The organism is Stenotrophomonas sp. STEN008 (assembly GCF_056760435.1).
Genome location: NZ_JBRRET010000015.1, coordinates 60,541 through 84,164, shown reverse-complemented (window position 1 = coordinate 84,164; position 23,624 = coordinate 60,541). Strand labels below are relative to the sequence as shown.

The following is a 23,624-nucleotide window of genomic DNA, read 5'->3' as shown; positions in this document are numbered from 1 at the left end:
GGTCCCTACCGCCGCCCCCCGGCCGCCCCCCCGGGGCCGACCCAACCCCCCCCCACAGCCCGCCCCCCCCCCCCCGACACCGGTTACAGCGTCGGCTCGATCAGGGCGCCGCCATGCGCCACGCGGTCATAGCAGGTGCGCACTACATCCTCACCGTACTTGCGCTCCAGCCGGCGCACGATGAAATGCCCGCGTGCCATGTCCTGGTAGTAGTCGGTGAACATGGTGTTGAGCGTGGCGCCGGCGGCAGCACCCACGATGGGGACCGCCTGCGCGGCGAACTTCTCGGTCACCACCACACCGAAACGCGCGGCGACCTTCTCCACCAGCTTGGCCAACAGCTTGCCGGCCTCCTTCGGGGCCACGCCCAGGGTGAGGTCGCGGCCGGTCACCACGCGGCCGGCCAGCTCGGCCGACAGGTGGCGCATCACATCGGTGGTGAAGCCGCGGGCCAGGTAGTAGCCCGTCTCGCTGGCGTCGTCGCGCGGCGAATTGCCGCCCAGCGCGAACACCTCCAGACAGGCCTGGCGTGTGCTGAACTCGGACAGGTCGAAGCCTTCGCTGCGCGCCACATCGGCCACGGCGCGCATCATGATGGTGGTCGACACCGGCAGTTCGATGAACAACGCGGCAAAACCGAAGGCACCGCCGACCGCGCCGGACGTTGCGGCAGCCACCTTGTGCCAGCGGGTGGATGCGCCCTTGCCGGGTGAATTGTCCATGCTCCACAGCGCCGCCTGCGCGGATTTCGACAGCGCCGCCTGCACCGCGCCGTGGATGCGGCTGGACACCGACGTCGGCAGGGCCTTCACTGCGAACTCCAGCGGCGTGCCGACCAGGTTGGCCATGCGCGCGGTCAGGGTCGGCGCCTCCAGCAGTGCCACCGCCCGCTGCAGGTCGGACCAGTCGCGGGCGTCGTGGGCGATATCGCGCGGCAGCAGGATCGGCTCGTTCATGGGCCGATAGTAGCGCCACGCGGTTGAACGATGGGTAGCGCCGGGCCATGCCCGGCGTTGTCGTTCAGGCGGCCGGCAACCCTGAAAGCGCGCCCATGAACCGGCGGTAGTGGCGCAGCTCGTTGATCGAATCATGCACGTCGCTGAGTGCGGTGTGGCTGCTGTTCTTGCCGACGCCAGCGGCCACGCCCGGCGCCCAGCGCCTGGCCAGTTCCTTCACCGTGGACACATCCAGGTTGCGGTAGTGGAAGTACTTCTCCAGGCGCGGCATCTGCCGGTGCAGGAAGCGGCGATCCTGGCAGATCGAATTGCCGCACATCGGCGACAGGCCAGCCGGAATCCACTCCGCCAGGAAATTCACCGTCTGCGCCTCGGCCTGGGCAAGGGTCACGCTGCTGTCCAGAACGCGCTGCCACAGGCCGGAACGACGATGCTGGTTGCGGTTCCACTCGTCCATCGCCTCCAGCGTCTCCAGCGGATGATGGATGGCGAATTCCGGTCCTTCGGCCAGCACGTTGAGCTGGGCATCGGTCACTACGGTGGCGATCTCGATGATCGAATCGTTGTCGGTATCCAACCCGGTCATTTCCAGGTCGATCCAGATCAATCGCTCGTTGGCCGCGCCGTTCTCCACCATCGTGTCGTCTCGCTGCAGGGCTGGCCCGCGGGCCGCCGGGAAAGGAAAGGGGCGCCCATCATACCCTTTCGCTGCTCATCCCTCGTCCGCCGGGCCTTCCAGCAACAGGGGCGGCTTGCCGCGCTTGGCGCGGAAGTAGTTGGTCAGCCGCGTGCTCGCCTCCTTGGCCAGCACCCCGCCGTGGATCTCCACGCGGTGGTTGTGGCGCGCGTCGCCCAGCAGGTCGAACACGCTGCCACAGGCACCGGTCTTCGGGTCGCTGGCACCGTAGACCAGCCGCGACACGCGCGCATGCACGATTGCCATCGCGCACATCGCGCAGGGCTCCAGCGTCACGTACAGCGTGCTGCCCAACAGTCGATGGTTGGCCAGCGCCTTGCCGCCGGCACGCATCGCCACGATCTCGGCGTGCGCGCTGGGATCGTGCGAAGCGATATTGAGGTTCCAGCCCTCACCCAGCAGTTGGCCGTCGGCACCGACCAGCACCGCACCGACCGGGATCTCGTCGAACTCGCGCTGCGCGCGCTCGGCCAGCGCCAACGCATGGCGCATCCACTGTTCGTCGGCGTCGTGCACCGGTACACCCGGAGCGTCGGTCATGGCAGTTTCCGTGAGGCGGCAGAGCTCAGGCGCACAGTGTAACGCCGGGCTGCGCAGCGGATGCCAGAATGACGTCATACTGTGCTGCCTGCCCGCTTCACGTTCCCGCCCATGACCACCCTGCGCCCCTCGCGCGCCGATGACGGTGCCGCACTCGTCGACCTGTGGCGCCGCGCCGTCGACGCCACCCACGACTTCCTCCGCCCTGAAGACCGCCTGGCCATCGATGCCGAAGTGGCTGGTTTCCTGCCCCGGGCGCCGACCACTGTGGCCGTGGATGCAGATGATCGTCCTCTGGGCTTCATGTTGATCGACGGGACGCATCTGGAAGCCTTGTTCATCGACCCGGACGTGCGCGGCACCGGCATCGGCCGCCAGCTGCTGCAGCACGCGCTGGCCCTGCATCCGCAGCTGAGCACCGACGTCAATGCACAGAATGCGCAGGCAGTGGGGTTCTACCTGCGCATGGGCTTCATCGAGACCGGCCGCTCAGCGCTGGATTCACAGGGCCGTCCGTATCCGCTGATCCATCTTCGGCACGCGGGCTGAACGCCCGCGATCAGTGGGTCGCTTCGAACGCCCGGGAGTAGCGCACCTCTCCCTGCGCCAGTGGCGGCTGCAGGCACAGCGCCTGGAAGTACTCGGCAGGAACGCCCGGCAGCACCAGCCCCGGCTCGGCGCGGAAGCCGAAACGAGCGTAGTACGCCGGCTCGCCCAGCAACACGCAGCCTCGCGCGTGCTGCTGGCGAAGCGCCTCGATGGCCGCGCGCATCAATGCGGTACCGATGCCCTGCCCCTGTCGCTCCGGCAGCACCGAGATCGGGCCCAGGCCGTACCAGCCGCTGCTGCCGTCGCTGACGGACACCGGCGAAACAGCGACGTGGCCGATGACTTCTCCGGCCGCGTCGGCCACCAGCGAGATGCTCAGCTCGCCGCGCTCGCGCAGCGCATCAACGATGTACTGCTCGGTGTGACTGCTGTGTCCGGCCGTGGCGAAAGCGGCGGTGGTCAGGGCATGGATGGCGGCGATGTCGGCCGGCATTTCAGTACGGATGGAAAGTGTCATGGAGCACCTTGAGCTAGGCCACGCACCGGCCCGGAGACCGCCGCGACAGGGAACGAAGGGTGTAACAACCGTGCATCCGCGATTGTCCAACCGCGGAGGTCTCGCGGTAGACAGCGATGCAGCTGCCTGGGCAGGCACCCGCACGGTGCTCTGCTCCGCTATGGAGATGTTCATGGAAATGGAGATCCCGTCAACATGCGGTGCGCAGCACTACCACTGGCCGGACGCTGATTCTTGGCAGCCGGCGATGCCCCCTGTTGCGGTGCAGCAGTACAATAGCCTGCTCCCCCGCCCCCTGCGCCCCCGCATGAGCCCCAATTCCTCCCTGGCCGCGCAGCTGACGCCCCGCCAGCGCACCCTGATCATCCTCGCCCTATCGCTCGGCGGCTTTGCCATCGGTACCAGCGAGTTCGCCAGCATGGGCCTGATGCTGGAAATCAGTCGTGGCCTGTCGATCACCGAAACACAGGTCGGCCATCTCATCAGCGCCTACGCGATCGGCGTGGTGGTCGGTGCACCGGTCCTGGCGTTTGTCGGCGCCAGCTTCCCACGCCGTCGCCTGCTGCTGGCGCTGATGGGCTTCTATGCAGTCGGCAATCTGGCCAGCGCGCTGGCACCGAACTACGCCACCATGCTCATCGCGCGCTTCGTCGCGGGTCTTCCGCATGGCGCTTACTTTGGCGTGGCGATGCTGGTAGCGGCGGCGATCAGCCCGGCCGGCCAGCGCGGCCAGGCGATGTCGCGCGTGCTGCTCGGCCTGTCCATCGCCATCCTGATCGGCAACCCGCTCACCACCTGGCTGGGCCAGCAACTGAGCTGGCGTACGGCGTTTGCGCTGGTCACCCTGCTGGCCATTGCCACCGTTGCGATGATCGCGCGCTTCCTGCTGCCCGACCCGGAGGAGGTGCGCACCTCGCCGATGCGCGAGCTGCGCGCCTTCAACACCACGCAGGTATGGCTGGCACTGGCCATCGGTGCGGTCGGATTCGCCGGCATGTTCTGTGTGTTCACCTATCTTGCGCCGACCCTGGTGCAGGTGACCGGGGTTGCCGAATCGTGGATGCCGCTCGCCGTGGGTGTGTTCGGCATCGGCGCCATCATCGGCAACATCGCCGGCGGCTGGCTGGTGGACAGATTCCACTTCAAGGCCGCCGCGCTGGTACTGGCGTGGTCGATCGTGATGCTGCTGCTGTATCCGCTGGCTGCGCAGTCGGTGTGGACCATCGGCCCGATGATCATCACCGTGGGCACCATGGGTGCGCTCGCCGCCGTGCTGCAGACCCGCCTGATGGATGTGGCGGGAGAAGCGCAGACGCTGGCTGCGGCCTCCAACCATGCCGCGTTCAACACCGCCAACGCGCTGGGGCCGTGGCTGGGTGGCATGGCCATCAGCGCCGGCTTCAGTCCCGCCACCACCGGCTATGTCGGCGCAGCCACGGCCTTCGGTGGCTTGCTGCTGTGGTGCGTAGCGGTGATGCTGGAAAAGAACCGCGCACGCACGGTCGCCCGCAGTCACTGACACTGCTGTCCTCCGGCCGTCCCGCAGCGCCGCACGCGACAGGCAGGCCTGCGGCGGCCGCCGACGGTACTACACATGGCGTGGATATCCGTTCGGGCAGACTTCGATCAACACCCCTTGGTCGATCGTCCGGACCGCAATGCCTCCCCGCCGAGCCCCTGTCCACCATGACGCGGTCGCCCTGCAGGCCGGCGTGCTGGGCAGTGTGCTGGGTATCGCGCTGTTCAAGGCGTCCGCTCTGTCGGCCATCGCTGCGGGGTCACTGATGACCACCGGACTGTGGCTGCTCACCTGCGTCCTGCTGGCGGCCTGGGCCCTGGCCGCCTGCCTGGCCTGCCTGGCCCTGAGCCGGCGGGTCTTCATGCTGATGCTGGCGCTGTCCGCACTGTTCATGATCTGCGTCGCGTAGCCCGCAGATGCCACAACCGCAGAGTATCGCCACACTTGTTACTGAATAACAAGTGCAGGCAGACCGATTGCGTCGGCACGGGGTCACATTATTGAATCAGGGCACCCCCACTTTCCCAGGATGCCGTCCATGCCTACCTGCTTCGCCCCCGCCGCGCTCCGCGCCTCGGTCTATGCCGTCATGCTTGCCTCGCTCGCTGCCTGCGCCACCTATGACGACACGGCCATGCATTCGGGCTGCCAGGAATCACCGCACCTGAAGGACCTGCCGCCGCAGGTCGCCGCACGCGAAAGCCGCTGCAACAAGAGTCTTGAAGTCTGGTCCAGCGAGCGCAAGGGCGATGACACGCCGCTGGATCTGAGCGGCAAGAAGAAGGAGCTTTGAAGAAAGCTCTGACGGCGGGGTGTCTTGATGCGGCCGATGCACACAGCTGACTGCGCCGTCACGGGTGGCAGGCGAGGATGCGGACGTGTACTACTCGCGAGCGGTTATGTCCCACCCTGTCATCCGCGCTTTCGAAGCCGTCTTCAACCTGTCCGGTGGCGTTGAACGCATCACCGCGCTCACCGTCACCTGCCACCATTGCGCGGAGACCACCTCCGCCAGTGAGGACACATTGCTGCAGCTGCCAGGCGGTGCCCTGTTCCGCTGCGAGCGTTGCGGCTGCCACCAGCCGATCAGCCATGCGCGTGTTTCGGAGTGGCAGCTCCCGTCGCTGCTGGGGGTATGAGGCGATGGAGCTGACCGCAGCGCAGATCAGGATCCTGCAGGACATCGCCGACGCGCAGCCGGTGCGCGGTGACGCTGCGACCTGGGCAGTGAATGCGGGCTTTGCGGTGCAGGCCGAGGATGCGGACATCGACCTGACGCCGGCAGGCCGGCACGCCCTGGCCGGGCAACCAGGCCAGGAGCCAGGCTAGCCGCTGCGGTTGCCCCGACCCATTGGCGATGTGCAGGCCCTGCTGACATCGGTTCGGCTATGCTGCCGCACCTTCCCGCGCCGACGGCCATGCATCCTTTCCCCCTTCCCGTCTCCGCACCCGACCAGCTTGCCTATCGCCTGCTGCAGGACAGCGACTGGGCACGCTCGCCGGCGGCGGCACACGCGCCCTGCGAGCTGCGCACGCTGCTTGCGATGATCCTCGACTCTCCGGAACCTCTGTGGATCGCCTGGGGCCAGAGCGAAAAGGCATTCTTCTTCAACGATGCCTACCTGCCGATGCTGGGTGACAAGCTGCACGGCGCCATGGGCAACCGCCTGGACGTGGTGTGGTCTGACGTCTGGGCCGATGTGGAGCATGCCATCGATGCGGCGTTCGCGGGCCGCAGCCGCAGCTTCAAGAACCTGCCGCTGATGATGGACCGCGACGGCACGCTGCGCGAGACCTTCTGGACCTTCTCCTATTCGCCTCTGCGCGATGCCAGCGGTGCCGTCGCCGGGATCATCTGCGTGGTCAGCGAGCAGACCGAACGCGTGATCGAGCGCGACCTGCACAGCCGCCAGGTGGCCGCGATCACCGAACAGGCGCGCGAGGCGCACCTGGAACTGGTGCGGGCCCGTGAGCAGCTCAGGCAGTCGCAGAAGCTGGAAGCCATCGGCCAGCTCACCGGAGGCGTCGCGCACGACTTCAACAACCTGCTGCAGGTCATCACCGGCTCGGTGGACATGCTGCTGCATACCTGGCCGGCGGAAGATCCGCGACGCCGCTACGTGCAGGCAATCGGCAATGCGTCGGACCGGGCCACACGGCTGACAGCGCAGCTGCTGGCCTTCTCGCGCCGGCAGAGCCTGTCACCGGAGGTCTTCGACCTGTGCGAGAGCGTGCAGGCCCTGTCGGACATCATCACCACGGTACTGGGGGCACGCATCCAGGTGTCGGTCAACCTGCCTGATCGCCCGCTGCCGGTGCTGCTGGACCGCACCCAGCTGGACACCGCGCTGATCAACATCGCCGTCAATGCGCGCGATGCGATCGACGGCCACGGCACGGTCACCATCGACGTCGAGCAGGTTACAGCGGTGCCTTCGGTCCGCTTCGCGGCACCGCTGAAAGGTGACTTCGCCGCCATCAGCGTGACCGATACCGGCTCTGGCATCGACCCGGGCGTGGTGGATCGCATCTTCGAACCCTTCTTCACCACCAAAGGCATTGGTGCCGGCACCGGCCTGGGCCTCAGCCAGGTATTCGGTTTCGTCAAGCAGTCCGAAGGCGAGGTGGACGTCAAGAGCGAGGCTGGCGTCGGTACCCGGTTCACGCTGTATCTGCCGCTCACCCGTTCCAGCGAGACGGTGGCGCGGCCGGCGGCACAGCCGGGCCTGCTGCACGGGCACGGGCTGTGCGTGCTGGTGGTGGAGGACAACGTGGATGTGGCCGAGTTCGCGGTCGGAGCCCTGCGCGAACTCGACTATGAGGTGGTACTGGCCCGCAACGCCAATGAGGCACTTGCCGAACTGGAACAGGACGCCACGCGGTTCCATGTGATGTTCAGCGACGTGGTGATGCCCGGCACCAACGGCCTGGAACTGGCCCGGCACGTGCGCGATCGCTTTCCGGATCTGCCCATCATCCTGACCAGCGGCTACAGCGAGTTGCTGGCACGCGACCCCGGCCACGGCTTCACCCTGCTGCGCAAGCCCTACTCGCTCAAGCAGCTCGCCGTCGTGATGACCGAGGCCGCGGGCCGGAGGGAGGTTGCGACGATACGGGCGTAACGTCCTCCGCACGTGCCCAGATGTCCATCGCGCCATCAGGGAATAGGCACAGCATCACTGCAAATGCTAATCTTTCTCATTTGCGGTTGCCAATCCCCTCCCATGACCCTATTCCCGCTCCGCCGCCGCGCGCTGTGCGCGGCCCTCGCCCTGCCCTTGGCGCCCCTGGCACAGGCCGCCGCCCCACCCACCACCGCGACCACCCAGCTCGACAAGGTCGAAGTGCGTGGCCGTGCTCAGACGCTGTACCGGGTTGACGACGCCGCGGTTGGCACCCGCACCGATACCCCGCTGGAGCTGGTGCCGCAATCGGTGCAGGTGGTGCCACGCGAGTTGATCGACGACCAGGCTGCGCGCCAGGTGACCGACCTGTACCGCAGCATCAGCGGCATCAGCTTCTTCAGCTATGCGGGCGTGACCCTGCGTGGCTTCCGGCAGGAAAACGTGCTCTATGACGGCCTGCGCGGCGACCCGTATGCGGGCTTCGCGGTGCCCCAGCTGTTCAACATCGAGCGGGTGGAGGTGCTGAAGGGTCCGGCCGGCGCACTGTATGGCGGTGGTGATGCCGGCGGCGTCATCAATTATGTGACCCGCAAACCCCGGGCCACGGCTGAGCGCCGCATCGAAGTCCAGCTGGGCAACGAGGATTTCCGCGCCGGCTCGGTCGAGGCCACCGGCCCCCTGGATGCGGCCGGCCGCGTGCGCTACCGCGCCGGTCTGTACGGCGACACCGAGCAGGGTGTGCGCTGGAACACCGACAGCGAAAGCGTGATCGGCGATGCATCGTTGGCCTTCGATGTGGGCGATACCGGCGAGCTGACCCTGCAGTTCACCGACATCACCCAGAACCTGGGCGGCCACCGCCTGCGGGGTGTACCGGTGAATGACGCAGGTACGTTCCTGACCGATCGCCGCTGGAACCACAACGAGGCCAGCGACTTCCTCGACATGCGCGCGAAGGTCGCCCTGGCGCAGTATCGCTTCGCGCCGGCCTCGAATGTGGATGTGGATTTCGCCGCGCGATGGTTCACCAACAACGAGCACCAGATGTATCACGAGCCGATGGGGCTGATCGACCGCGATCGCGATGGCGTGGCCGAGTGGATGACGCGCCAGCTGCGCAACCAGATCCGCGACAACGAGGCGTTTACTGTCAACGGCAATGCCGTGTGGCGGGTCAGTACCGGCCGCATCGAGCATAAAGTGCTGTTCGGCGCTGACGTGTACCAGCTCGATGCCGACTTCACCGCGCAGACCGCCAACAGTGCCGACCTCGCGCGCGGTGCGGGGCCGGTGCGTGGCATCGACCTGTTCAATCCAGTGTATGGCGCCAGCACCTGGCACGACTACGCTCTGACTACCCTGCCCTGGCGCAGCACCTCCACGCGCAGCACCCGCTACGGCGGCTACCTGCAGGACGAACTTGCGCTGGGCACGCGCTGGCATGTGCTGGCCGGCCTGCGCTGGGATGGCTTCAAGGACGAGGATCGCCTCGGCGGCAGCAGCGTGGATGGGCACGACCTCAGCTGGCGGCTGGGCAGCACTTTCACTGTACGCCAGGGGCTGAACCTGTACGCGAACGTGGCCAGCGGATTCGTGCCACAGAGCGCGGCCAACCAGGACCGTGCTGCCGGCGGCCCGTTCGACGCTGAACGCAGCAAACAGTGGGAGATAGGCATGAAGTCGCTGCTGGCCGAGCGTGTGACCCTGAACATGGCGGCCTACCGCATCGACCGCAGCAACATCGTGCAGGCCACCGGCGAAGTGACCGCAGGCGTGAACCAGCTCGCCGCGCTGGGCCTGGTGCGCAGCACCGGCATGGAACTCGATCTGCTGGCCGATGTGACCGATCGCTGGGTGGTGAACCTCACCTACGCGTACAACGACGCACGGGTGAAGGATGCGGGCCCGAACGGCATCACCAACGCCTCCGGAGACCGCTTCGCCAATGCACCGCGCAACACGCTCGGCCTGTGGACGCGTTACGACCTGCCTGCGCTGAACTCGGCCATTGGTTTCGGTGCCGACCATGTCGGCGAGCGCATCAGCCTGGACGGACAGAGTGTGAAGGCCTACACCGTATTCGACATGAGCTGGAAGACCACGTGGAAGCAGTGGCAGTTCCAGGCCAACGTCAAGAACCTGTTCGACAAGGTGTATGCGGCCAGCGGCTTCATCGCGCGCAACGGGCACTTCCCCGGGGAACCGCGCCGGGTGTCCGTCCCGGCGGCCTCCCGCTTCTGACGGGCGGTCGCGCGGCCGGCCCCGCGCAGGGGCCGGCAGCCTGCAGCACCTGCGTTACCGGGCGGGTGCCGCCGGAACCAGCACGCCATCCTTGAACGAAAGCGGGATGGTCACTGCCCCCTGCGGCGATGACAGCTGAAGGGTCAGCGACTGGCGGGCCGACGTGCAGGACGAGGCGATGCCCTGGAACCAGGAGCGCTCCGGTACCTGTGCATTGATGGCCTGCAGCTGCGCGGCAGGAACCGCGACGCCATCCACCTTCAGGCCAGTCAACCTGACCGGACCCGGTGATTCCACCACGAGCTCGAACACGCGGCTGCCACAACTCATCTGGTGTTGCGAGGTGTAGCGGTTGGCAGGCAGTCCATCTTCGCTGCGCAGCATCGCCAGCCCTGGCGAATCGGCACGCGCCACCGGCGCACAGGCTGCTGCGCCCACGGCCAGAACGGCCACCGCCCATGCGGCCTCTATCTTCATAGCGTCGTACCCAGTGTTTCCGCATCGCGGTCGTTGAAATCATACTCACGGGTCACACCGTCGGGCCCGATGATGTAGTAGCGGAACTCTTCGGCATTCATGCCGTTGTCGCGCAGCAGATCGGCCACACCCCAGTCCCCGCCCTCATAGGCCACGCCGCCAACGGTGCGGTTGTCGGACGGGTACTTGTTGACCTCATGCGTCTCCGACGGGAAGACCCCGGCCGGATGGGAATGGATGATGCCCACCACCTGGCCCGGCGAGATGCCCCACTCCAGCAGCGGATAGCTGATGGCCCCGGGATTGCTGGCATCACCGCGCGCCAGTGGGCTGGTCTTGATTTCACCGGTCACTGCGTCGCGGTAGATCACCGTGCCCAGCTCCTGGCTCTGATAACCCGGATCGGCCTTGATCAGTGCCTCCACCTCACGCGCGACGGTGTCAGCCTGTCCATCGACCTGCTCATACGCGCTCGGCGGCGCTTCGCCACCGCCACCGCCGCCACCACCGCCATCGCCCGGGTCCCACGGATCGGTCCAGTCTGGCGGATCGATATCCGGCCAGCCGCCGTCATCCGGCGGCAACGCATCCACCGGCGGCAGATCGGTGGTGTCCATCTGCGCACCGCCAGAGACCAGTGCGAGCTCTTCCAGCGACAGCTCGCGAATTCCATTTTCCTGCATGCGTGCAACTCCTTGCTTCGAGCGTGAGGTGTGGTGTTTAGCGCAGCAACTGCGTGAAGGTCAAATAGCACATTCGCATTACGTCAAGATGAAGAATCGTCGTTGCGCAAGTGCGATGCGCGTTCATTTTTATCGTCTATCACCCTTCCGTCCGAATCAGATTTTTCTGACAGAGCACTGTCCACTTCGTGTGATAAATGTCCGAGGGCCGCATGAAGGCGGCAACGACGCATCCGTAATCTGCATCGGACAAACAAGGAGTTGTGAGATGTCTGCAAGTGGAGTTCGTGATCTCTCCCCCGAAGAACGCGCACTGGTCTCCGGTGGCGCGCAGGTGGACACCACCGATCTGCCGCCGGTCGATGTGACCCCACCGGACGACTGGGGTCCCAACCCGGATCCGCCGGACTGGCCCGATCCGTGGGATCCGGGCGATGGCGGCGGCGGCGGTGGCGGTGGCGGCGGTGATGGAGGTGGTGGCGACGGCGGTGGTGACGGCGATGGACAGCCAGACTTCACCTTCATCGATGTCAAGCCTTTTGAAAGCAAGCTGACCTACACGCCGGGCGAGAATGGCGAGCCGGGCTTCAACAAAGCGGTGTTGACCTACCCGATTCCCAATGAATTCGGCCAGTGGACGGTCAGCACCGAGCTGAAGTTCAACACCGACGGCACCTTCAAGGACGGCAAGGGCACATTGGATTTCGTCGGCAACGATGGCAGTCTTCTCAAGTGGCAGCTGAACGAAGGTTCCTGGACCTCCACCGTCAATGGTGGTTACTACTGGGATATCGGCGCAGGCTTCGGCTTTCAGATCAACCTGATCTACAACTCAGCGGACAACGACATAAAGGGCGAAGCCCAGTTCCTCTACAACAAGAGTCCTTGATCCCTCTTGGGATGCCGCGTTCGCGGACGCGGCATCCATCTGGAGTCCCATGCGTCCCCTTTTACTTGCATTGCTGCTCGTTTCATCCTGTGCTGGTGCCGCTGAGACAACCCGCGTCACGCAGATATTCAACGACCCCACGCCGGTCAGCCAAGCGCTGGCTCAAGGTGATGTCGCTGCACTACGGCAGCTGCAGGTCAATGCAACCAATACCGTCGTAAAGAAGATGGCCAGGGCCGCCGAACGCCGCGTTCTGCTGGACGTTCCTGGAGCCCGCGAAGCGTCAGATGAATGTATCCAGATGGCGCAGCAGACTACGCATCTGGCCGGGCTGACTGTCTGCGGAGCACTGCGAGCTGGCGTCGAGGTGGTAGCGGGTGACCTGCCTGCATGGGCACGCCTGTCGATGCAGGCGCGGGAGCGCGTTCGGGCCGCTGCGGAGAAGCGGGGCAAAACATTGGGAAACGTCGATGTATTCACCCGCATTCCAGACTACGCCGCGATGGCCGGTCGGCCCGCTCCCGAAGTCGATTCATCTGGCCAAGGACGCATCGCCCTGCACACAGGAACGGTTACGGTAGCGTCCAGCCAGGATCACGACGGCGGCCGTGTCGCTTATCCCAACATGGCGCAACTGCAGATTGACGGAAAGACTGTTGAGGTTCTGGTCGACACCGGCTCGGCACTGACCATAGTGCATCCCGCGGCGATAACTGCGCCCCCGCTCATGGAGGGATTCACGCTGTCCGGCGTGCTGGGCGACTCACAACAGCGCAGCAGGATGGCCCAGCCGCAGACCCTCCAGTTTGGTCCCTTGATCATCTCGCAACCATTGGTATCCGTCAGCGAACGCATTCCTGCGAACCTTCTTGGCCTCGATGTTCTATCTCGTCTCGGCCGAGTCCTGATCGGCAAGGATGGCCTGCAGGTGCTCGCGGAGGGATCTGCCGCTCCGGCCTGCGACGCCCCGATGTTCTCGGCGGCAGACCTGAGCGGCACGCAGACCGTCCCAAGGTTGTTCATTACTGTTGACGGCAAGCGCCAGGAAGCAATGCTGGATACTGGTAACAGTGGCGAGTTGATGGAAGCCCTGCCAATCGGTGTGGCTCTGCCACCAGGTTCAGTTCAACACAGTGTTGTTCAAGGCGTACAAGGACAGCAGCGAAGAGCATCGGTCGCGCGCGAAGCCGTTGTGCAGACCTTGGACGGCTCTGCAGAATTGCAGATGAGCACATCCACTGGAAACCATCCAAGCAAGACGCGCTATGTGCTGGGCGGCGGCAGCCTGCGCAAGGTCTCCATCTATCTGGATTTCATCACAAACAAGGCCTGCCTGATGTCTTCGGGGTCCACCCAGTCGGCACAGTGATATCGCATCCTGTTTGAATCTCCGCATCAGCACAGCCACTCAGGCCAAATGGAATCGGCCGGCTGATGATGAGGAGCCTGATACGGTCAATTGAAAGGGTCTGCTGCAGTGCAGAGCAAACTACTCGTATTCGTGGCTGTCGTTGCAATGGCATCCTGCAGCAGCCATGGCGACGCCTATCTGGCGCAGGGGGCTCGTGAAACCACGGCTGCACGCCAATGCATGGACCAGTGTCGGGACCACTATGCCAGCTGTCATTCCGCCGGAAGCAATAGCGGCTGCCTGGGCTCGGCATCCCAATGGGGTGGCAACTGCGAAGAAATCCAGGACAGGGATCTTCGTCGATCATGCCAGGCGAGCGTGGATTTCTGCCGGAATCGCCTTCCGGACATCAAGTGCGGGGAAATACGCGACCGCTGCCTGAGTGCCTGCGGTGGGGGCTAGCGTGTCGCAGCAAGCGGCCGCTGAACGAAAGCAAGCGCAGGGCGCGTTCATTTTTGTCGTTTATCACCCTTCTGTCCGAATCAGATTTTTCTGACAGAGCACTGTCCACTTCGTGTGATAAATGTCGGAGCGCCGCATGAAGGCGGCAACGACGCATCCGTACTCAGCATCGGACAAACAAGGAGTTGTGAGATGTCTGCAAGTGGAATTCGTGATCTCTCCCCCGAAGAACGTGCACTGGTCTCCGGTGGCGCACAGGTGGACACCACCGATCTGCCGCCGGTCGATGTGACCCCGCCGGACGACTGGGGTCCCAACCCTGATCCGCCGGACTGGACCGATCCGTGGGATCCGGGCGATGGCGGCGGTGGCGGTGGTGGCGGCGGCGGTGGTGGTGGCGACGGCGGTGGCGAGACCACCTTCAGTTCCAACGCCAGCATTGATGGCAACGGTGTAGCCAGCGCGACCCAGACATGGGTATTGCAGGACTACAACCTGACCTTCAATCTGACCGAGAACCTGAATCTGACCAATGGCAACTGGGGCCTGGCCGGTAACGGCAGCTTCCAGTATGCAGGCCAGACCTACACCCTGGGCCTGACCACCGATCACTTCAATGTGAGCAACTACAACGCCAGCTTCAACCAGGACTTCGGTAACGGTGTGTCGTTCAACATCGGCCTGACGTTCGATCCGAACACCAACTCGTTCACCGGCCAGTTCAACCTGGTCATCAGCGGGTTCTGACGCTGCACCGGAACATCGGCCGCCCGGGAGACCGGGCGGCCGATACGTGTCACAGAGGAGCTGAGGCAATGAAATTCCTGATGTCCGCAGTGATCGCACTGGGCGTGGCCGCCCCCGCCGGGGCCCGCGATGTGGTCGCTGAAGACAGCCATGGCATCACCGTAGCGGTGATGCAGGGCAACAGCGCGGCCCTGGAGCGGATCGGCAAATCCAATACCACGGCACGGCTGGCCGCACGTGCCGGCTACCACCGCACGCGTGGCGAAATCGCCCAGTCCAATCGCTGGGCCGACACCTGTATCGCCGACGCTGCCGTGGTGGCCGAAAAGAGCCAGGGGGTCATGTACCTGTGCCGGAGCCTGCGTGCCGGCAACCGTCTGCTGGAAGGCGACATCGCCGGTTGGGCCGCCGACATGCAGAAGGTCCGCGCGCTCTATCAACAGCATGTCGCGCCGTCGCTGCGTGCAGGCGAGGAAGTAAGCGGCATCACCGCCCCCGCGTTCGAGTCCTTCAGCCAATGGCCGCGATCGGCCACGCTGGCCGCACCGCCGCCTGCCGGAACCCGCCTGCCGCTGTCGGCCAAGGCCGGTGTTCCTGTCATCCGCGGCAAGATCCGGGGCGGCCAGGATGGAAAGCAGCGCGACATCGACTCCGATTTCATCATCGACACCGGCGCCACCCGTTCGCATATCAGCCGCAAGGCCGCACAGGCGATGGGCCTGGCGGTGACCGACAACTTCGCCACCGACAATTCGCGGCCCGGGCAGACCGTGGCGATCGGCCTGGCCGCTCCGGTCGATGTGCAGCTGGGCGATCTGCACTTCAGCAACGTCGCCTTTACGGTCACCGACCAGATCGAGTTCAACATCATCGGCCTGGACCTGCTGTATCGGCTGGGTCCGCTGGTGCTGCGGCCCACCGAGCTGGAGCTGTTGAAGGCACTGCCTGCCGATACCTGCCGGCAACCCCTGGCAACCACCTCTGCACTGTGGGGCGGCCAGTACTCGCTGCGCCTGCCGATGCGCATCGGCAAGCGCGACGAGCTCGTCCTGCTCGACACCGGCACCGATGTCGCACTGGAAGCCTCCGGCGTGAACCTGTCCACCTACCCACAGGCCAGCCTGGTGCAGCGACGCCGCTGGACGATGCACGGCCTACAACCGGTCCGCTATGCCGAAGCCACCGCACCGGTCACGTTCAATGGCCGCACGGTCACCCTGCAGACCCAGGTCTCCGACCAACCGGCCAACGTGTTCCCGATCTCCTGGCGGGTGGGTTTCGGCCTGCGCGACGATTACGACTACTACGTGGACGTGGCCGGTGGCCATGGCTGCCTTGCGCCCCGAACCGCGCGATGATGTCCCTACCCATCCCACTCTCCGCAACGACGCGGCACCGCAGGCCACATGGAACCAGCCAGAAAGGATGAGACGGCGGATGTGATTCCGCTGTTCCGCAACGAAGCGATCGAGGCCGCCACGCAGCGCTTCGGCTCCCCGGTGCAGGCCCCCGGTGTCGGCATGTGGCTGGCCACCGGCTTCGTGGTTGCGCTGCTGGGCCTGGCGGTACTGTTCCTGGTGACCACCTCGTTCCCGCGCAAGGAAACCGTATCCGGTGCGCTGGTCCCCTCGCGCGGCCTGTTGCCGATCATCAGCCAGCGCTCGGGCATCGTCAGCAACGTGCATGTGGAGGAAGGCGCGAAGGTCCGCCAGGGCGACCCCATCGTCAGCGTCTCGGTGGATTCGGTGATCGACACCGGCGAAAGCACCGGGGCCACCCTGTCCGGCATGGCCGAGCGCCTCACCCAGGCGTCGGTCGATCGCGAACGCGCCACCGAAGCATCCCTGGAAAGCCAGGAGGCCGGCATCCGCGAGCGCATGCTGGGCACCACCCGCCAGCTTTCGGTACTGCGTGACAACGTCACGCTGTACCAGCAACAGCAGGCCATCGCCGAGAAGACCGTGCACGACCTGGGCCGCCTGCGCGCGGACAAGCTGGTATCCGAACTGCAGTACCGCGACGCGGAGGTGCGGGTACTGAACGTGCGCCAATCGGTGGCCGAAGTGCAGACGCGCATTGCCCAGCTGGAACAGGAGCACGAGCAGATGCGGCACGAGCTGGGCCGCCTCAAGGCCGAGCGTGACGCCAACCGCGCCACCGCGCTGTCCGAACTGCTGGGCGCACGCGAGAAGGCGATCAACTACAAGCTGGGCACGCAGTTCAATCTGGTGGCGCAGTCCGCCGGGCAGGTCACCTGGCTGCAGGCCAAGCCGGGCGCCACGGTCACCGCCGGGCGCACGCTCGGGGTGATGATGCCGGAAGGCTCGCAGCTGTTCGCCGAGCTGTGGGTGCCCTCCTCGGCCATCGCCTTCGTCAATGTCGGCACCGACGTGCGGCTGATGTACGACGCCTTCCCCTACCAGAAGTTCGGCGTCGGCCGCGCCCGGATCGTCAAGATCGCGCGCTCACCGACGTCACCGGAGGAACTGCCCGCCGACCTGCAGGCCGTGGAAAGCCAGTACCGCCTGCTGGCCGCGCTGGACGACCAGCAGATGCAGGCCTATGGCAAGGCACTGGCACTGACCCCGGGCATGCGCCTCAAAGCCGATCTGGTTCTGGAGAAACGTTCGCTGCTGGACTGGCTGCTGGAGCCACTGCTGGCGGCGAAACGACGGCAGGAATGAGGTTGACGGCCGGCGCCGTCGCGGAACCGCAATGCCCACGCTCCGCGCGGAGCTGGCGATGAGGTGGCTTCCATGTGGCGACTTGGCGGCCATTTCCAGGAACAGGAACGATGAACCTCAATCTCTCCCGGAAGCCTTTCCTGCTGCCGCTGTTGGCGTTGACCCTGTCACTCGCATTCCAGGCCTGTGCTGAAGACGGCGCCCGAGGCAAGGACAGCAACGAGAATTCACTTGAGGACGTGATTCAGAAGCTTGCCGATGCCCCTTGGCCGGTGGGCTTCGATTTCTTCCGAAGCATGGGCGCAGGTGAATTCAAGCAGCAGGGCAGCAGCAATGCCGACCCCGTCGTTTTCAGGTCAAGCCCGATCGAGACCCGCGACGGTTACCGGATCGCCTATACCGAATTCCGGATCCATCCGCGCCTAATGCAGGGAATCAGTTTCTTCTATGCCAAGCTGGAACAGGGTCATTGCTATCCCGCTGCGTCCTTGAAGGAAAACTACGCGCTTGAGCAGTTCATGTATCCGCCGAGCCCGCACAATGCAGCCGCTGAACGAGTGAGCAGGGAATCTGCTTACGAGCTTCGTTCCAACGGGACTGTCGTGCACTTCACTACCGATGGATCCCGCGACGAGTGCCTGCTCAGCTTCTATCGCGCCGCACGCTAGGGATATGCGCCCCACCGTGCAGTGAAGGATGGCGATTGTCGGGCGCTGGGCGCCCGGCAATTCTGGCTGGGTGCCCGTGTCGGCGTGGTTTCATTCCTGGCTGTAGCACGCATTAAAGCCGATCTGGTTCTGGAGAAGCGTTCGCTGCTGGACTGGCTGCTGGAACCGCTGCTGGCGGCGAAACGACGGCAGGAATGAGGTTGACGGTCGGCGCTGCTGTGGGCGCCGCTGCGGTGGGCTTGCGGGTATCGCCCACCACCCTGCCCTGGTCGATGCGCACCAGACGGTCGGCCAGGCGCATGGTGTCGGGGCGGTGGGTGATCAGGATGCGGGTGATATCCAGCTGCGCCAGCGCCTGGTAGATGCGGCTCTCGCGCGCTACGTCCAGGTTCGCGGTGGCCTCATCCAGCACCAGGATGCTGGGCTTGCGGTACAGCGCGCGGGCCAGCAGCAGGCGCTGCTTCTGGCCACCGGAGAGGGTCGAGCCCATGTCGCCCACCAGCGTTTCCAGCTGCATCGGCATGCGCTGCACATCCTCCTTCACTGCCGCCATTTCCAGGCACTGCCAGACCAGCGCGATGTCCGGGCGCTCGGCGAAGAAGGTCACGTTCTCCACGATCGAACCGGTCAGCAGCTCATCATCCTGCATCACCACGCCCATCCGCTGACGGACCACGCGCGGCCCCCAGCTGGCGATGTTCAGCCCGTCATAGAGCAGCTCGCCGGCGCTGGGCGGGTACAGCCCGGTCAGCACTTTCACCAGCGTGCTCTTGCCACAGCCGGACGGGCCGGTGATGGCCACGAACTCGCCCGGCGCAATGGCCAGGTTGATGTCCTTCAGCGCCGGCGCTTCCTGTGCCGAGTACTGGAAGTACACCGAACGCAGCTGGATGTGCCCTTCCATGCTGTCCGACGCCGAAGGATCCTTGCTGAAGCCCTCTTCGCTGGGACTGAGGGCAATATCGGCAATGCGGTCCGAATGCAGCTCGGTCAGGCGCCAGGCGATGCACTGGTCCACCAGCGTGGTCAGCCGGTTGCTCAGCTGCTGCCGGTAGGCCACGAAGGCATACAGCGCGCCCACTGTCAGCGTGTTGGCCAGTACCGCCTGGGCGCCGATGTAGACGATGGCCACCAGGCTGAGGCCATCAAGCAGGGTGCGCCCCGCGCCGATGCCAATCTGCAGGTTGGCGCTGTTCAACGAAGCGCGCACCAGATCGGCGTACTTGTTGGCCCAGATCGATTCGCGCGAGAACTCGCCGCCCATGGTCTTGATCGACTGCATCGCGCGCAGCGTTTCGATGCGCGTCCCGCGCTCGGCGATGTTCGCCTGCAGACTGGCCATGCCCATCTTCATCGACATCGGGATGGCGGCCACCCGCATCAGTACGTACAGCCCCAACGCAGTCAGTGCGACCAGACTCATCAGCGGCGAGTAGACGAACATCAGCACGATGATGCCCAGCGCCAGCACACCGTCCAGCAGTGCGCCGATGAGCCCGTTGGCGATCAGCTGGCGGATCGGGTCGATCGACTCCATCCGCGACAGCGCATCGGCCAGACGGCGTCGATGGAACCAGGTCAGCGGCAGGCTGACCAGATGATGGAACAGGCGCCGGCTCATGTCCCAGCCCATCAACGCCGACGCCCGCTGCAGCGTGACCCCGCGCAGCGCCTCGGCCAGGCTGTTGAACACGGCCACCGCACCGAACCCCAGCGCGAGGGCCATCAGGAAGCCGCGGTCGCCGCGCAGCACACCCTCGTCCACCGCCAGCTGCATGAAGAACGGTGACAACAGCACGAAGCCCTGCAGCAGCAGCGTATAGACCAGCGTATGGAACAGCGCGGTGCCGACGCCGCCCTTGAAGCGGATCATCGACCAGATGTTGAGCGGCGAACGCTGCTTGCGCGGCCGGAAGCTGGGTGAGGAACTGACCTCCACCGCGATGCCGGTGAAGGCCTGGGAAAGCTCCGCTTCGCTGAAGGACAGCGAGCCATGGGCCGGGTCGATGATGTGGTAGCGGCCGCGCGAGACCTTCTCCAGCACCACGAAATGATTGAGCTTCCAGTGCAGGATGGCCGGCGTGCCCAGGTGCTGCAGATCGCTGGGCTCGCAGCGCACCGGCCGGCACTGCATGTCCAGCGCGCTGGCCAGCGCGATCAGCTGGTTCAGGTCCACACCGCGCTGGGAGTTGTGGTACTTGCGCCGCAGCTCGCTCATTTCCAGATCCGCGCCCAGCATGGACGAGCAGATCGCCAGGCATGCCAGCCCGCATTCGCTCACTTCAGACTGCACCCGCCAATAGCGCTTGTTGAACATCAGACATCCTCGTTCCGGTCGGGCATGGCCGGCTGCTGTCCCAGCCATGCATACAACTCGATTGCCGTGCAGTGCCAGGCGTACAGCCCTTCCCAGCGACCGTACAGTTCCGCCTCGCGCAGGCGCACTTCGTAGCCGCCACGGGACAGCACCGTCAGCACCTTCAGCGGGATGAAGCAGGCCTGCGGAAGCCCGGCGCGGTGCAGGCAGAAATTGAACAGCGCGCGCCCCAGCCGGCCATTGCCGTCGGCAAAGGCATGCGCATTGTTGGCCAGCGCCAGCAGCTGCACCGCAGACCGCAGGCCCTCAGCCGGATCGGGCGCGGCCCGTTGCCGCAGCAGCTCGTACCAACGCGCGGCCCCCTGCAGGGCCGGCACCATCGGCAGCTGCGCGCGCCCATCATGGGCGCGGATCCATACCGGCCCGCTGCGCAGCGCGCCGTCACCGCCGGTGCTGAGCGAGACGAAGCGCTGTACATCGGCCATCGACAGCGGCCCCTGCACGGTGCGGTGCCACTGCCGATAGACGTCGGCCTCGGCCGCCTCCGCCGCAGCCAGCGCGGCCAGATCGAACGCCGGCATCTGCATGTGCGCCGACAGCGGATGGCGCAGCTGCTGCACCGCCGCCCGCAGCCGCGGATGCCCGCGATGGGACCACAGCGTTTCGCAGGGCTGCGCGCAGGGCAGCAGCGCGGGCAGCCTGAGGTTGCACACCTGCAGCCGCTCTGCCAGCGCCAAGGACGGCTGCGGCGGCGGCAGCGGCATCAGCACCCGTTCCGTGGCAACGGGGGCACCTGTGGGTGTGGTGGCCAAGCGTGCGGTCATCACTGCCCCGTCCCGGTACCCGGCAGCAACAGCACCAGGCCATGTTCGCGCGCGTCCGTGCCCGGCCGGCGCGATTGATACAACTGGGTGAAGTACGAGGTCAGCTTGACCATCAGCCACGGCTCGGCGTCGCACGGCACGAAACGCATGTCGATGTGTTCAAGCAGGAACTTGCGGGTCAGCCGCTGCAGGGCACGCCCCGGCTCGAAGCGGACGTCTGCCCGCGCACTGTAGAACACCACGATGTCCAGATCGTTCGGCACGGCATTGGAGACGTCCACGAAGCTGCCGCCCACCAGACAGCAGTGCACCTGCACCACCTGCGCCAGGTCGGCGAGTGCGCGCCCCAGCGCCGCCAGCCGCACCCGGCGCAGGCTGCTGCCGCCGAACGCGCGCTCGAAGGCCGCACGGTCGGCCAGCCAGGGGGAGGCATTGCCCGGTGTACTGGCAGCGATGGGCAGCAGGTACTGCGGCAGGCCCGCATCCACGATGTGCTGGAAGGGGGTTTCCACGGCGCCGGCGGGCGCGGCACCGGCCGGTCGGGCAGCGGGCGCCGGGCCCGCAACGCCCAGGTAGGCACGGATGCGCCCTGCCTGTGCGCGCACCAGCGCGGCCTGGTCCGGGAACACCGCGACCGAGACGTAGGCGAAGCGGTCGGCCACTGAAAGTGAAAGCGCATCGAATGCCTTGCGCACTGCGATGCGCTCGTCGGCAGGGAAATCACGCTCCGGGAAGCGGGCGGCATCGGCCGACGCCGCCGTCGGCGCCGAGCACCGCTGATACAACCCGGCGTTGACGATGGCCAGATCCAGATCGGAAAACGCGGGATCGAAAGCCGCGCCATCGCGCAGCGAAAAGCCGAAGCGGGCCGAGCCGACAATCTGCACATCGGCCACCGGCACCGCCAGCAGCTGGCTCACTCCCCGCAGCAGCGGCGCAAGGCTTTCGCTGTCGCCTGCACACAGTGCCGGCCCATCCAGCGCGGCCTCGGCGATCTGCTCGGCCGCCACACTGCGCGCGTGCTGTTCGCGAATCCATTCAGCGTAGTTCATCAGGCATCCAGGCCAACGGTGGAACGTCTCAACGCTAGCATATCCACGCGTCGGGCTTGTGCACGCAGCCCCGCAAATACATGCCTGAACAGGCAGCGCAATGCGTCGGACCAGTACCGCTGCCGCAGAGCGTGGTCTACTGTCGTCCCCCAAGGATGAGGCACATCGCATGATCCACCCCCGTTCCGCGCTCGGACGCGCGTTGCCGCTGGCCCTGCTGGCCCTGCTCTCGGCGTGCCAGAGCGAGAAGGTCGGCGAGTTCTTCAACCCACCGCAGGAGGTGCAGGCGCACAGCGAGTTCCGTGTCAGCGGGCTGCCGGCGCTGGCCTACCCGAACCTGGTCTCGTCGGCTTCGGTGGAAGGCGGGCAGGCCCGCGTCGATGGCAACGGCCCCGGTTACATGGATCTCCAGTTCTTCCCCATCACCTCCGCCGATGCGCTGGACAGCACCGACGCTGCGTGGGCCCGGCAATCGCAGTACCGCGCGCCGGATCTTTCCGGTATCGACTTCAGCACGCAGTTCGCCTTCCTGGTGGCGCACCCGGAGCTGTCCGGCTATGCCGCGATGACCAGCGGCCAGTACGCCACGTTCTTCAGCACGGTGAAGGTGGCGTACCTGGACGACCGCGTCGTGGTGCATCTGGACGCCAGCCGGCTGGGCAACATCAATCCGATCACGGCCCTGGGCAGCCCCTGGGCCGGCAAGCTGTACACCCTCGAACGGCGCGGCCGGACACAGCTGGAAGTGAAGCTTTACGAGAACCGCTACCGGTTCACGCTGGTGCCGGACACCGCGCCTCCGATGGCGCCCTAGCGGACCTTGTACAGCACCGCGGCGCCAGGGCGCGGCTCGAAGGCCGGCACGGTCTGCTGGCTCAGCGCCCTACCCTGGGCATCCCACACCAGGGTTTCCACCGGGTACTCGTCCTTGCGCGTCATCGCGTCGATCTGGCCGATGACCACGGTCGCTGCCGCTGGAACGTCCGGGTTCCAGCCGAACACACCTACCCGGCCGTAGAACACGGCCGGCGCGCTGGCGTCCAGGCGCCGGTCCGGGCACATCACCAGGCCACGATCCAGCATCACCCGCAGCGCGCCGACCGGGACCTTCTTCACCGTGGGCGTGGTGCGCTCGGCGCTGTGGCCGGGGCAGACATTGGCGGCGCGGGTGACCATGTGTTCGGCCACCTCGCGATCGGACTGGGCGAAGGCCAGCGTGGGGGCGAGGCAGAGTGCGAGCAGCGTGAGCGAGGACATCCGGGTCATTGCAGGTTCCTGTTCGGGTGCGCAGCGACCTTAGCAATGGCGGACGGCGGAAATGCAAAC

Annotated in this window: 25 protein-coding genes; 15 read left to right on the top strand and 10 right to left on the bottom strand. The window is 65.9% G+C overall.

The features are described from left to right. Positions 1 to 83 precede the first annotated feature (83 nt). The 3 genes from ACVOME_RS09695 to tadA all read right to left on the bottom strand — a co-directional run bounded on the left by ACVOME_RS09695 (position 84) and on the right by tadA (position 2,193). Positions 84 to 956, bottom strand: coding sequence for an EcsC family protein (locus ACVOME_RS09695; protein WP_053517871.1), 873 nt, complete (start codon positions 954 to 956; stop codon positions 84 to 86). 64 nt (positions 957 to 1,020) lie between these two features. After that, positions 1,021 to 1,593 (bottom strand): oligoribonuclease, encoded by a 573-nt coding sequence (gene orn / locus ACVOME_RS09690; protein ID WP_263174920.1) that lies wholly within the window; start codon positions 1,591 to 1,593, stop codon positions 1,021 to 1,023. Between the two features lie 75 nt (positions 1,594 to 1,668). Continuing rightward, on the bottom strand, positions 1,669 to 2,193 hold the full coding sequence (tadA, locus tag ACVOME_RS09685; RefSeq protein ID WP_053517868.1) for a tRNA adenosine(34) deaminase TadA: 525 nt from the start codon (positions 2,191 to 2,193) through the stop codon (positions 1,669 to 1,671). Positions 2,194 to 2,304: 111 nt separating this feature from the next. Here tadA and ACVOME_RS09680 point away from each other — a divergent pair, with 111 nt between their 5' ends. Continuing rightward, positions 2,305 to 2,742, top strand: coding sequence for an acetyltransferase (locus ACVOME_RS09680; protein WP_460255829.1), 438 nt, complete (start codon positions 2,305 to 2,307; stop codon positions 2,740 to 2,742). A 10-nt stretch (positions 2,743 to 2,752) separates the two neighbouring features. Here the strand turns inward: ACVOME_RS09680 and ACVOME_RS09675 are convergent, their stop codons facing one another. Continuing rightward, entirely contained in the window at positions 2,753 to 3,259 is a 507-nt protein-coding gene (locus tag ACVOME_RS09675) for a GNAT family N-acetyltransferase (protein ID WP_414488273.1), read from the bottom strand. 307 nt (positions 3,260 to 3,566) lie between these two features. On the opposite strand from ACVOME_RS09675, the gene ACVOME_RS09670 reads away from it, so the two are divergent. From ACVOME_RS09670 to ACVOME_RS09640, 7 genes are all read left to right on the top strand, one after another. After that, positions 3,567 to 4,778 (top strand): MFS transporter, encoded by a 1,212-nt coding sequence (locus tag ACVOME_RS09670; RefSeq protein WP_053517900.1) that lies wholly within the window; start codon positions 3,567 to 3,569, stop codon positions 4,776 to 4,778. A gap of 139 nt (positions 4,779 to 4,917) precedes the next feature. Next, a complete protein-coding gene (locus ACVOME_RS09665; protein ID WP_164153101.1) occupies positions 4,918 to 5,187 on the top strand; it encodes a hypothetical protein in 270 nt (89 codons plus the stop codon). 129 nt (positions 5,188 to 5,316) lie between these two features. Next, the gene (locus ACVOME_RS09660) at positions 5,317 to 5,571 is read left to right on the top strand and encodes a hypothetical protein (protein ID WP_065183040.1); all 255 of its coding nucleotides are present in this window, start codon (positions 5,317 to 5,319) and stop codon (positions 5,569 to 5,571) included. Positions 5,572 to 5,677: 106 nt separating this feature from the next. Next, complete coding sequence (locus ACVOME_RS09655; RefSeq protein WP_053517863.1) at positions 5,678 to 5,917, top strand: hypothetical protein; 240 nt, start codon at positions 5,678 to 5,680, stop codon at positions 5,915 to 5,917. Positions 5,918 to 5,921: 4 nt separating this feature from the next. Further along, on the top strand, positions 5,922 to 6,107 hold the full coding sequence (locus ACVOME_RS09650) for a hypothetical protein (RefSeq protein ID WP_111187042.1): 186 nt from the start codon (positions 5,922 to 5,924) through the stop codon (positions 6,105 to 6,107). An 89-nt stretch (positions 6,108 to 6,196) separates the two neighbouring features. Further along, complete coding sequence (locus tag ACVOME_RS09645; RefSeq protein WP_481505034.1) at positions 6,197 to 7,900, top strand: ATP-binding protein; 1,704 nt, start codon at positions 6,197 to 6,199, stop codon at positions 7,898 to 7,900. 102 nt (positions 7,901 to 8,002) lie between these two features. Next, positions 8,003 to 10,144, top strand: coding sequence for a TonB-dependent siderophore receptor (locus ACVOME_RS09640; RefSeq protein WP_481505033.1), 2,142 nt, complete (start codon positions 8,003 to 8,005; stop codon positions 10,142 to 10,144). Positions 10,145 to 10,198: 54 nt separating this feature from the next. Here the strand turns inward: ACVOME_RS09640 and ACVOME_RS09635 are convergent, their stop codons facing one another. Both ACVOME_RS09635 and ACVOME_RS09630 read right to left on the bottom strand, forming a co-directional pair. Continuing rightward, positions 10,199 to 10,621 carry a hypothetical protein gene (locus ACVOME_RS09635; protein ID WP_481505032.1) on the bottom strand — a complete coding sequence of 141 codons (423 nt, stop codon included), beginning with the start codon at positions 10,619 to 10,621 and terminating at the stop codon, positions 10,199 to 10,201. Beyond that, positions 10,618 to 11,304, bottom strand: coding sequence for a hypothetical protein (locus ACVOME_RS09630; RefSeq protein WP_053517858.1), 687 nt, complete (start codon positions 11,302 to 11,304; stop codon positions 10,618 to 10,620). Before ACVOME_RS09630 ends, ACVOME_RS09635 begins: the two co-directional genes overlap by 4 nt. Positions 11,305 to 11,572: 268 nt before the next feature. Here ACVOME_RS09630 and ACVOME_RS09625 point away from each other — a divergent pair, with 268 nt between their 5' ends. From ACVOME_RS09625 to ACVOME_RS09600, 6 genes are all read left to right on the top strand, one after another. Continuing rightward, positions 11,573 to 12,193, top strand: a complete 621-nt coding sequence (locus ACVOME_RS09625) for a hypothetical protein (RefSeq protein WP_053517857.1) — start codon at positions 11,573 to 11,575, stop codon at positions 12,191 to 12,193. 49 nt (positions 12,194 to 12,242) lie between these two features. Beyond that, a complete protein-coding gene (locus ACVOME_RS09620; protein ID WP_481505031.1) occupies positions 12,243 to 13,562 on the top strand; it encodes a retropepsin-like aspartic protease in 1,320 nt (439 codons plus the stop codon). Positions 13,563 to 14,198: 636 nt separating this feature from the next. After that, positions 14,199 to 14,753: a hypothetical protein gene (locus tag ACVOME_RS09615; protein WP_164972387.1), complete on the top strand. Its 555-nt coding sequence runs from the start codon at positions 14,199 to 14,201 to the stop codon at positions 14,751 to 14,753. 68 nt (positions 14,754 to 14,821) lie between these two features. Continuing rightward, positions 14,822 to 16,111 carry a retropepsin-like aspartic protease gene (locus tag ACVOME_RS09610; RefSeq protein ID WP_481505030.1) on the top strand — a complete coding sequence of 430 codons (1,290 nt, stop codon included), beginning with the start codon at positions 14,822 to 14,824 and terminating at the stop codon, positions 16,109 to 16,111. Between the two features lie 48 nt (positions 16,112 to 16,159). Beyond that, entirely contained in the window at positions 16,160 to 17,437 is a 1,278-nt protein-coding gene (locus ACVOME_RS09605) for an HlyD family secretion protein (RefSeq protein ID WP_080375280.1), read from the top strand. 110 nt (positions 17,438 to 17,547) lie between these two features. Then, on the top strand, positions 17,548 to 18,105 hold the full coding sequence (locus tag ACVOME_RS09600; RefSeq protein WP_053517850.1) for a hypothetical protein: 558 nt from the start codon (positions 17,548 to 17,550) through the stop codon (positions 18,103 to 18,105). Positions 18,106 to 18,217: 112 nt separating this feature from the next. On the opposite strand, the gene ACVOME_RS09595 is transcribed toward ACVOME_RS09600, so the two are convergent. The 3 genes from ACVOME_RS09595 to ACVOME_RS09585 are packed head-to-tail and all read right to left on the bottom strand — an operon-like array spanning position 18,218 to position 22,298. Continuing rightward, the gene (locus tag ACVOME_RS09595) at positions 18,218 to 20,422 is read right to left on the bottom strand and encodes a peptidase domain-containing ABC transporter (RefSeq protein ID WP_164184964.1); all 2,205 of its coding nucleotides are present in this window, start codon (positions 20,420 to 20,422) and stop codon (positions 18,218 to 18,220) included. Continuing rightward, on the bottom strand, positions 20,422 to 21,246 hold the full coding sequence (locus ACVOME_RS09590) for a Fic family protein (protein WP_481505029.1): 825 nt from the start codon (positions 21,244 to 21,246) through the stop codon (positions 20,422 to 20,424). Before ACVOME_RS09590 ends, ACVOME_RS09595 begins: the two co-directional genes overlap by 1 nt. After that, a complete protein-coding gene (locus ACVOME_RS09585) occupies positions 21,246 to 22,298 on the bottom strand; it encodes a DUF6932 family protein (protein ID WP_481505028.1) in 1,053 nt (350 codons plus the stop codon). The genes ACVOME_RS09590 and ACVOME_RS09585 overlap by 1 nt, the downstream gene beginning before the upstream one ends. Positions 22,299 to 22,467: 169 nt before the next feature. On the opposite strand from ACVOME_RS09585, the gene ACVOME_RS09580 reads away from it, so the two are divergent. Further along, positions 22,468 to 23,112, top strand: coding sequence for a hypothetical protein (locus tag ACVOME_RS09580; RefSeq protein ID WP_065183049.1), 645 nt, complete (start codon positions 22,468 to 22,470; stop codon positions 23,110 to 23,112). On the opposite strand, the gene ACVOME_RS09575 is transcribed toward ACVOME_RS09580, so the two are convergent. Next, on the bottom strand, positions 23,109 to 23,540 hold the full coding sequence (locus tag ACVOME_RS09575) for a hypothetical protein (RefSeq protein ID WP_193396701.1): 432 nt from the start codon (positions 23,538 to 23,540) through the stop codon (positions 23,109 to 23,111). The two genes, ACVOME_RS09580 and ACVOME_RS09575, sit on opposite strands and share 4 nt — an antisense overlap. Positions 23,541 to 23,624: the final 84 nt, after the last annotated feature.

Bases quoted from the DNA above. Each gene is read 5' to 3' on its own strand.
- ACVOME_RS09695 (WP_053517871.1), bottom strand. From the start codon at position 956: ATGAACGAGCCGATCCTGCTGCCGCGCGATATCGCCCACGACGCCCGC.
- orn (WP_263174920.1), bottom strand. From the start codon at position 1,593: ATGGTGGAGAACGGCGCGGCCAACGAGCGATTGATCTGGATCGACCTG.
- tadA (WP_053517868.1), bottom strand. From the start codon at position 2,193: ATGACCGACGCTCCGGGTGTACCGGTGCACGACGCCGACGAACAGTGG.
- ACVOME_RS09680 (WP_460255829.1), top strand. From the start codon at position 2,305: ATGACCACCCTGCGCCCCTCGCGCGCCGATGACGGTGCCGCACTCGTC.
- ACVOME_RS09675 (WP_414488273.1), bottom strand. From the start codon at position 3,259: ATGACACTTTCCATCCGTACTGAAATGCCGGCCGACATCGCCGCCATC.
- ACVOME_RS09670 (WP_053517900.1), top strand. From the start codon at position 3,567: ATGAGCCCCAATTCCTCCCTGGCCGCGCAGCTGACGCCCCGCCAGCGC.
- ACVOME_RS09665 (WP_164153101.1), top strand. From the start codon at position 4,918: ATGCCTCCCCGCCGAGCCCCTGTCCACCATGACGCGGTCGCCCTGCAG.
- ACVOME_RS09660 (WP_065183040.1), top strand. From the start codon at position 5,317: ATGCCTACCTGCTTCGCCCCCGCCGCGCTCCGCGCCTCGGTCTATGCC.
- ACVOME_RS09655 (WP_053517863.1), top strand. From the start codon at position 5,678: ATGTCCCACCCTGTCATCCGCGCTTTCGAAGCCGTCTTCAACCTGTCC.
- ACVOME_RS09650 (WP_111187042.1), top strand. From the start codon at position 5,922: ATGGAGCTGACCGCAGCGCAGATCAGGATCCTGCAGGACATCGCCGAC.
- ACVOME_RS09645 (WP_481505034.1), top strand. From the start codon at position 6,197: ATGCATCCTTTCCCCCTTCCCGTCTCCGCACCCGACCAGCTTGCCTAT.
- ACVOME_RS09640 (WP_481505033.1), top strand. From the start codon at position 8,003: ATGACCCTATTCCCGCTCCGCCGCCGCGCGCTGTGCGCGGCCCTCGCC.
- ACVOME_RS09635 (WP_481505032.1), bottom strand. From the start codon at position 10,621: ATGAAGATAGAGGCCGCATGGGCGGTGGCCGTTCTGGCCGTGGGCGCA.
- ACVOME_RS09630 (WP_053517858.1), bottom strand. From the start codon at position 11,304: ATGCAGGAAAATGGAATTCGCGAGCTGTCGCTGGAAGAGCTCGCACTG.
- ACVOME_RS09625 (WP_053517857.1), top strand. From the start codon at position 11,573: ATGTCTGCAAGTGGAGTTCGTGATCTCTCCCCCGAAGAACGCGCACTG.
- ACVOME_RS09620 (WP_481505031.1), top strand. From the start codon at position 12,243: ATGCGTCCCCTTTTACTTGCATTGCTGCTCGTTTCATCCTGTGCTGGT.
- ACVOME_RS09615 (WP_164972387.1), top strand. From the start codon at position 14,199: ATGTCTGCAAGTGGAATTCGTGATCTCTCCCCCGAAGAACGTGCACTG.
- ACVOME_RS09610 (WP_481505030.1), top strand. From the start codon at position 14,822: ATGAAATTCCTGATGTCCGCAGTGATCGCACTGGGCGTGGCCGCCCCC.
- ACVOME_RS09605 (WP_080375280.1), top strand. From the start codon at position 16,160: ATGGAACCAGCCAGAAAGGATGAGACGGCGGATGTGATTCCGCTGTTC.
- ACVOME_RS09600 (WP_053517850.1), top strand. From the start codon at position 17,548: ATGAACCTCAATCTCTCCCGGAAGCCTTTCCTGCTGCCGCTGTTGGCG.
- ACVOME_RS09595 (WP_164184964.1), bottom strand. From the start codon at position 20,422: ATGTTCAACAAGCGCTATTGGCGGGTGCAGTCTGAAGTGAGCGAATGC.
- ACVOME_RS09590 (WP_481505029.1), bottom strand. From the start codon at position 21,246: ATGACCGCACGCTTGGCCACCACACCCACAGGTGCCCCCGTTGCCACG.
- ACVOME_RS09585 (WP_481505028.1), bottom strand. From the start codon at position 22,298: ATGAACTACGCTGAATGGATTCGCGAACAGCACGCGCGCAGTGTGGCG.
- ACVOME_RS09580 (WP_065183049.1), top strand. From the start codon at position 22,468: ATGATCCACCCCCGTTCCGCGCTCGGACGCGCGTTGCCGCTGGCCCTG.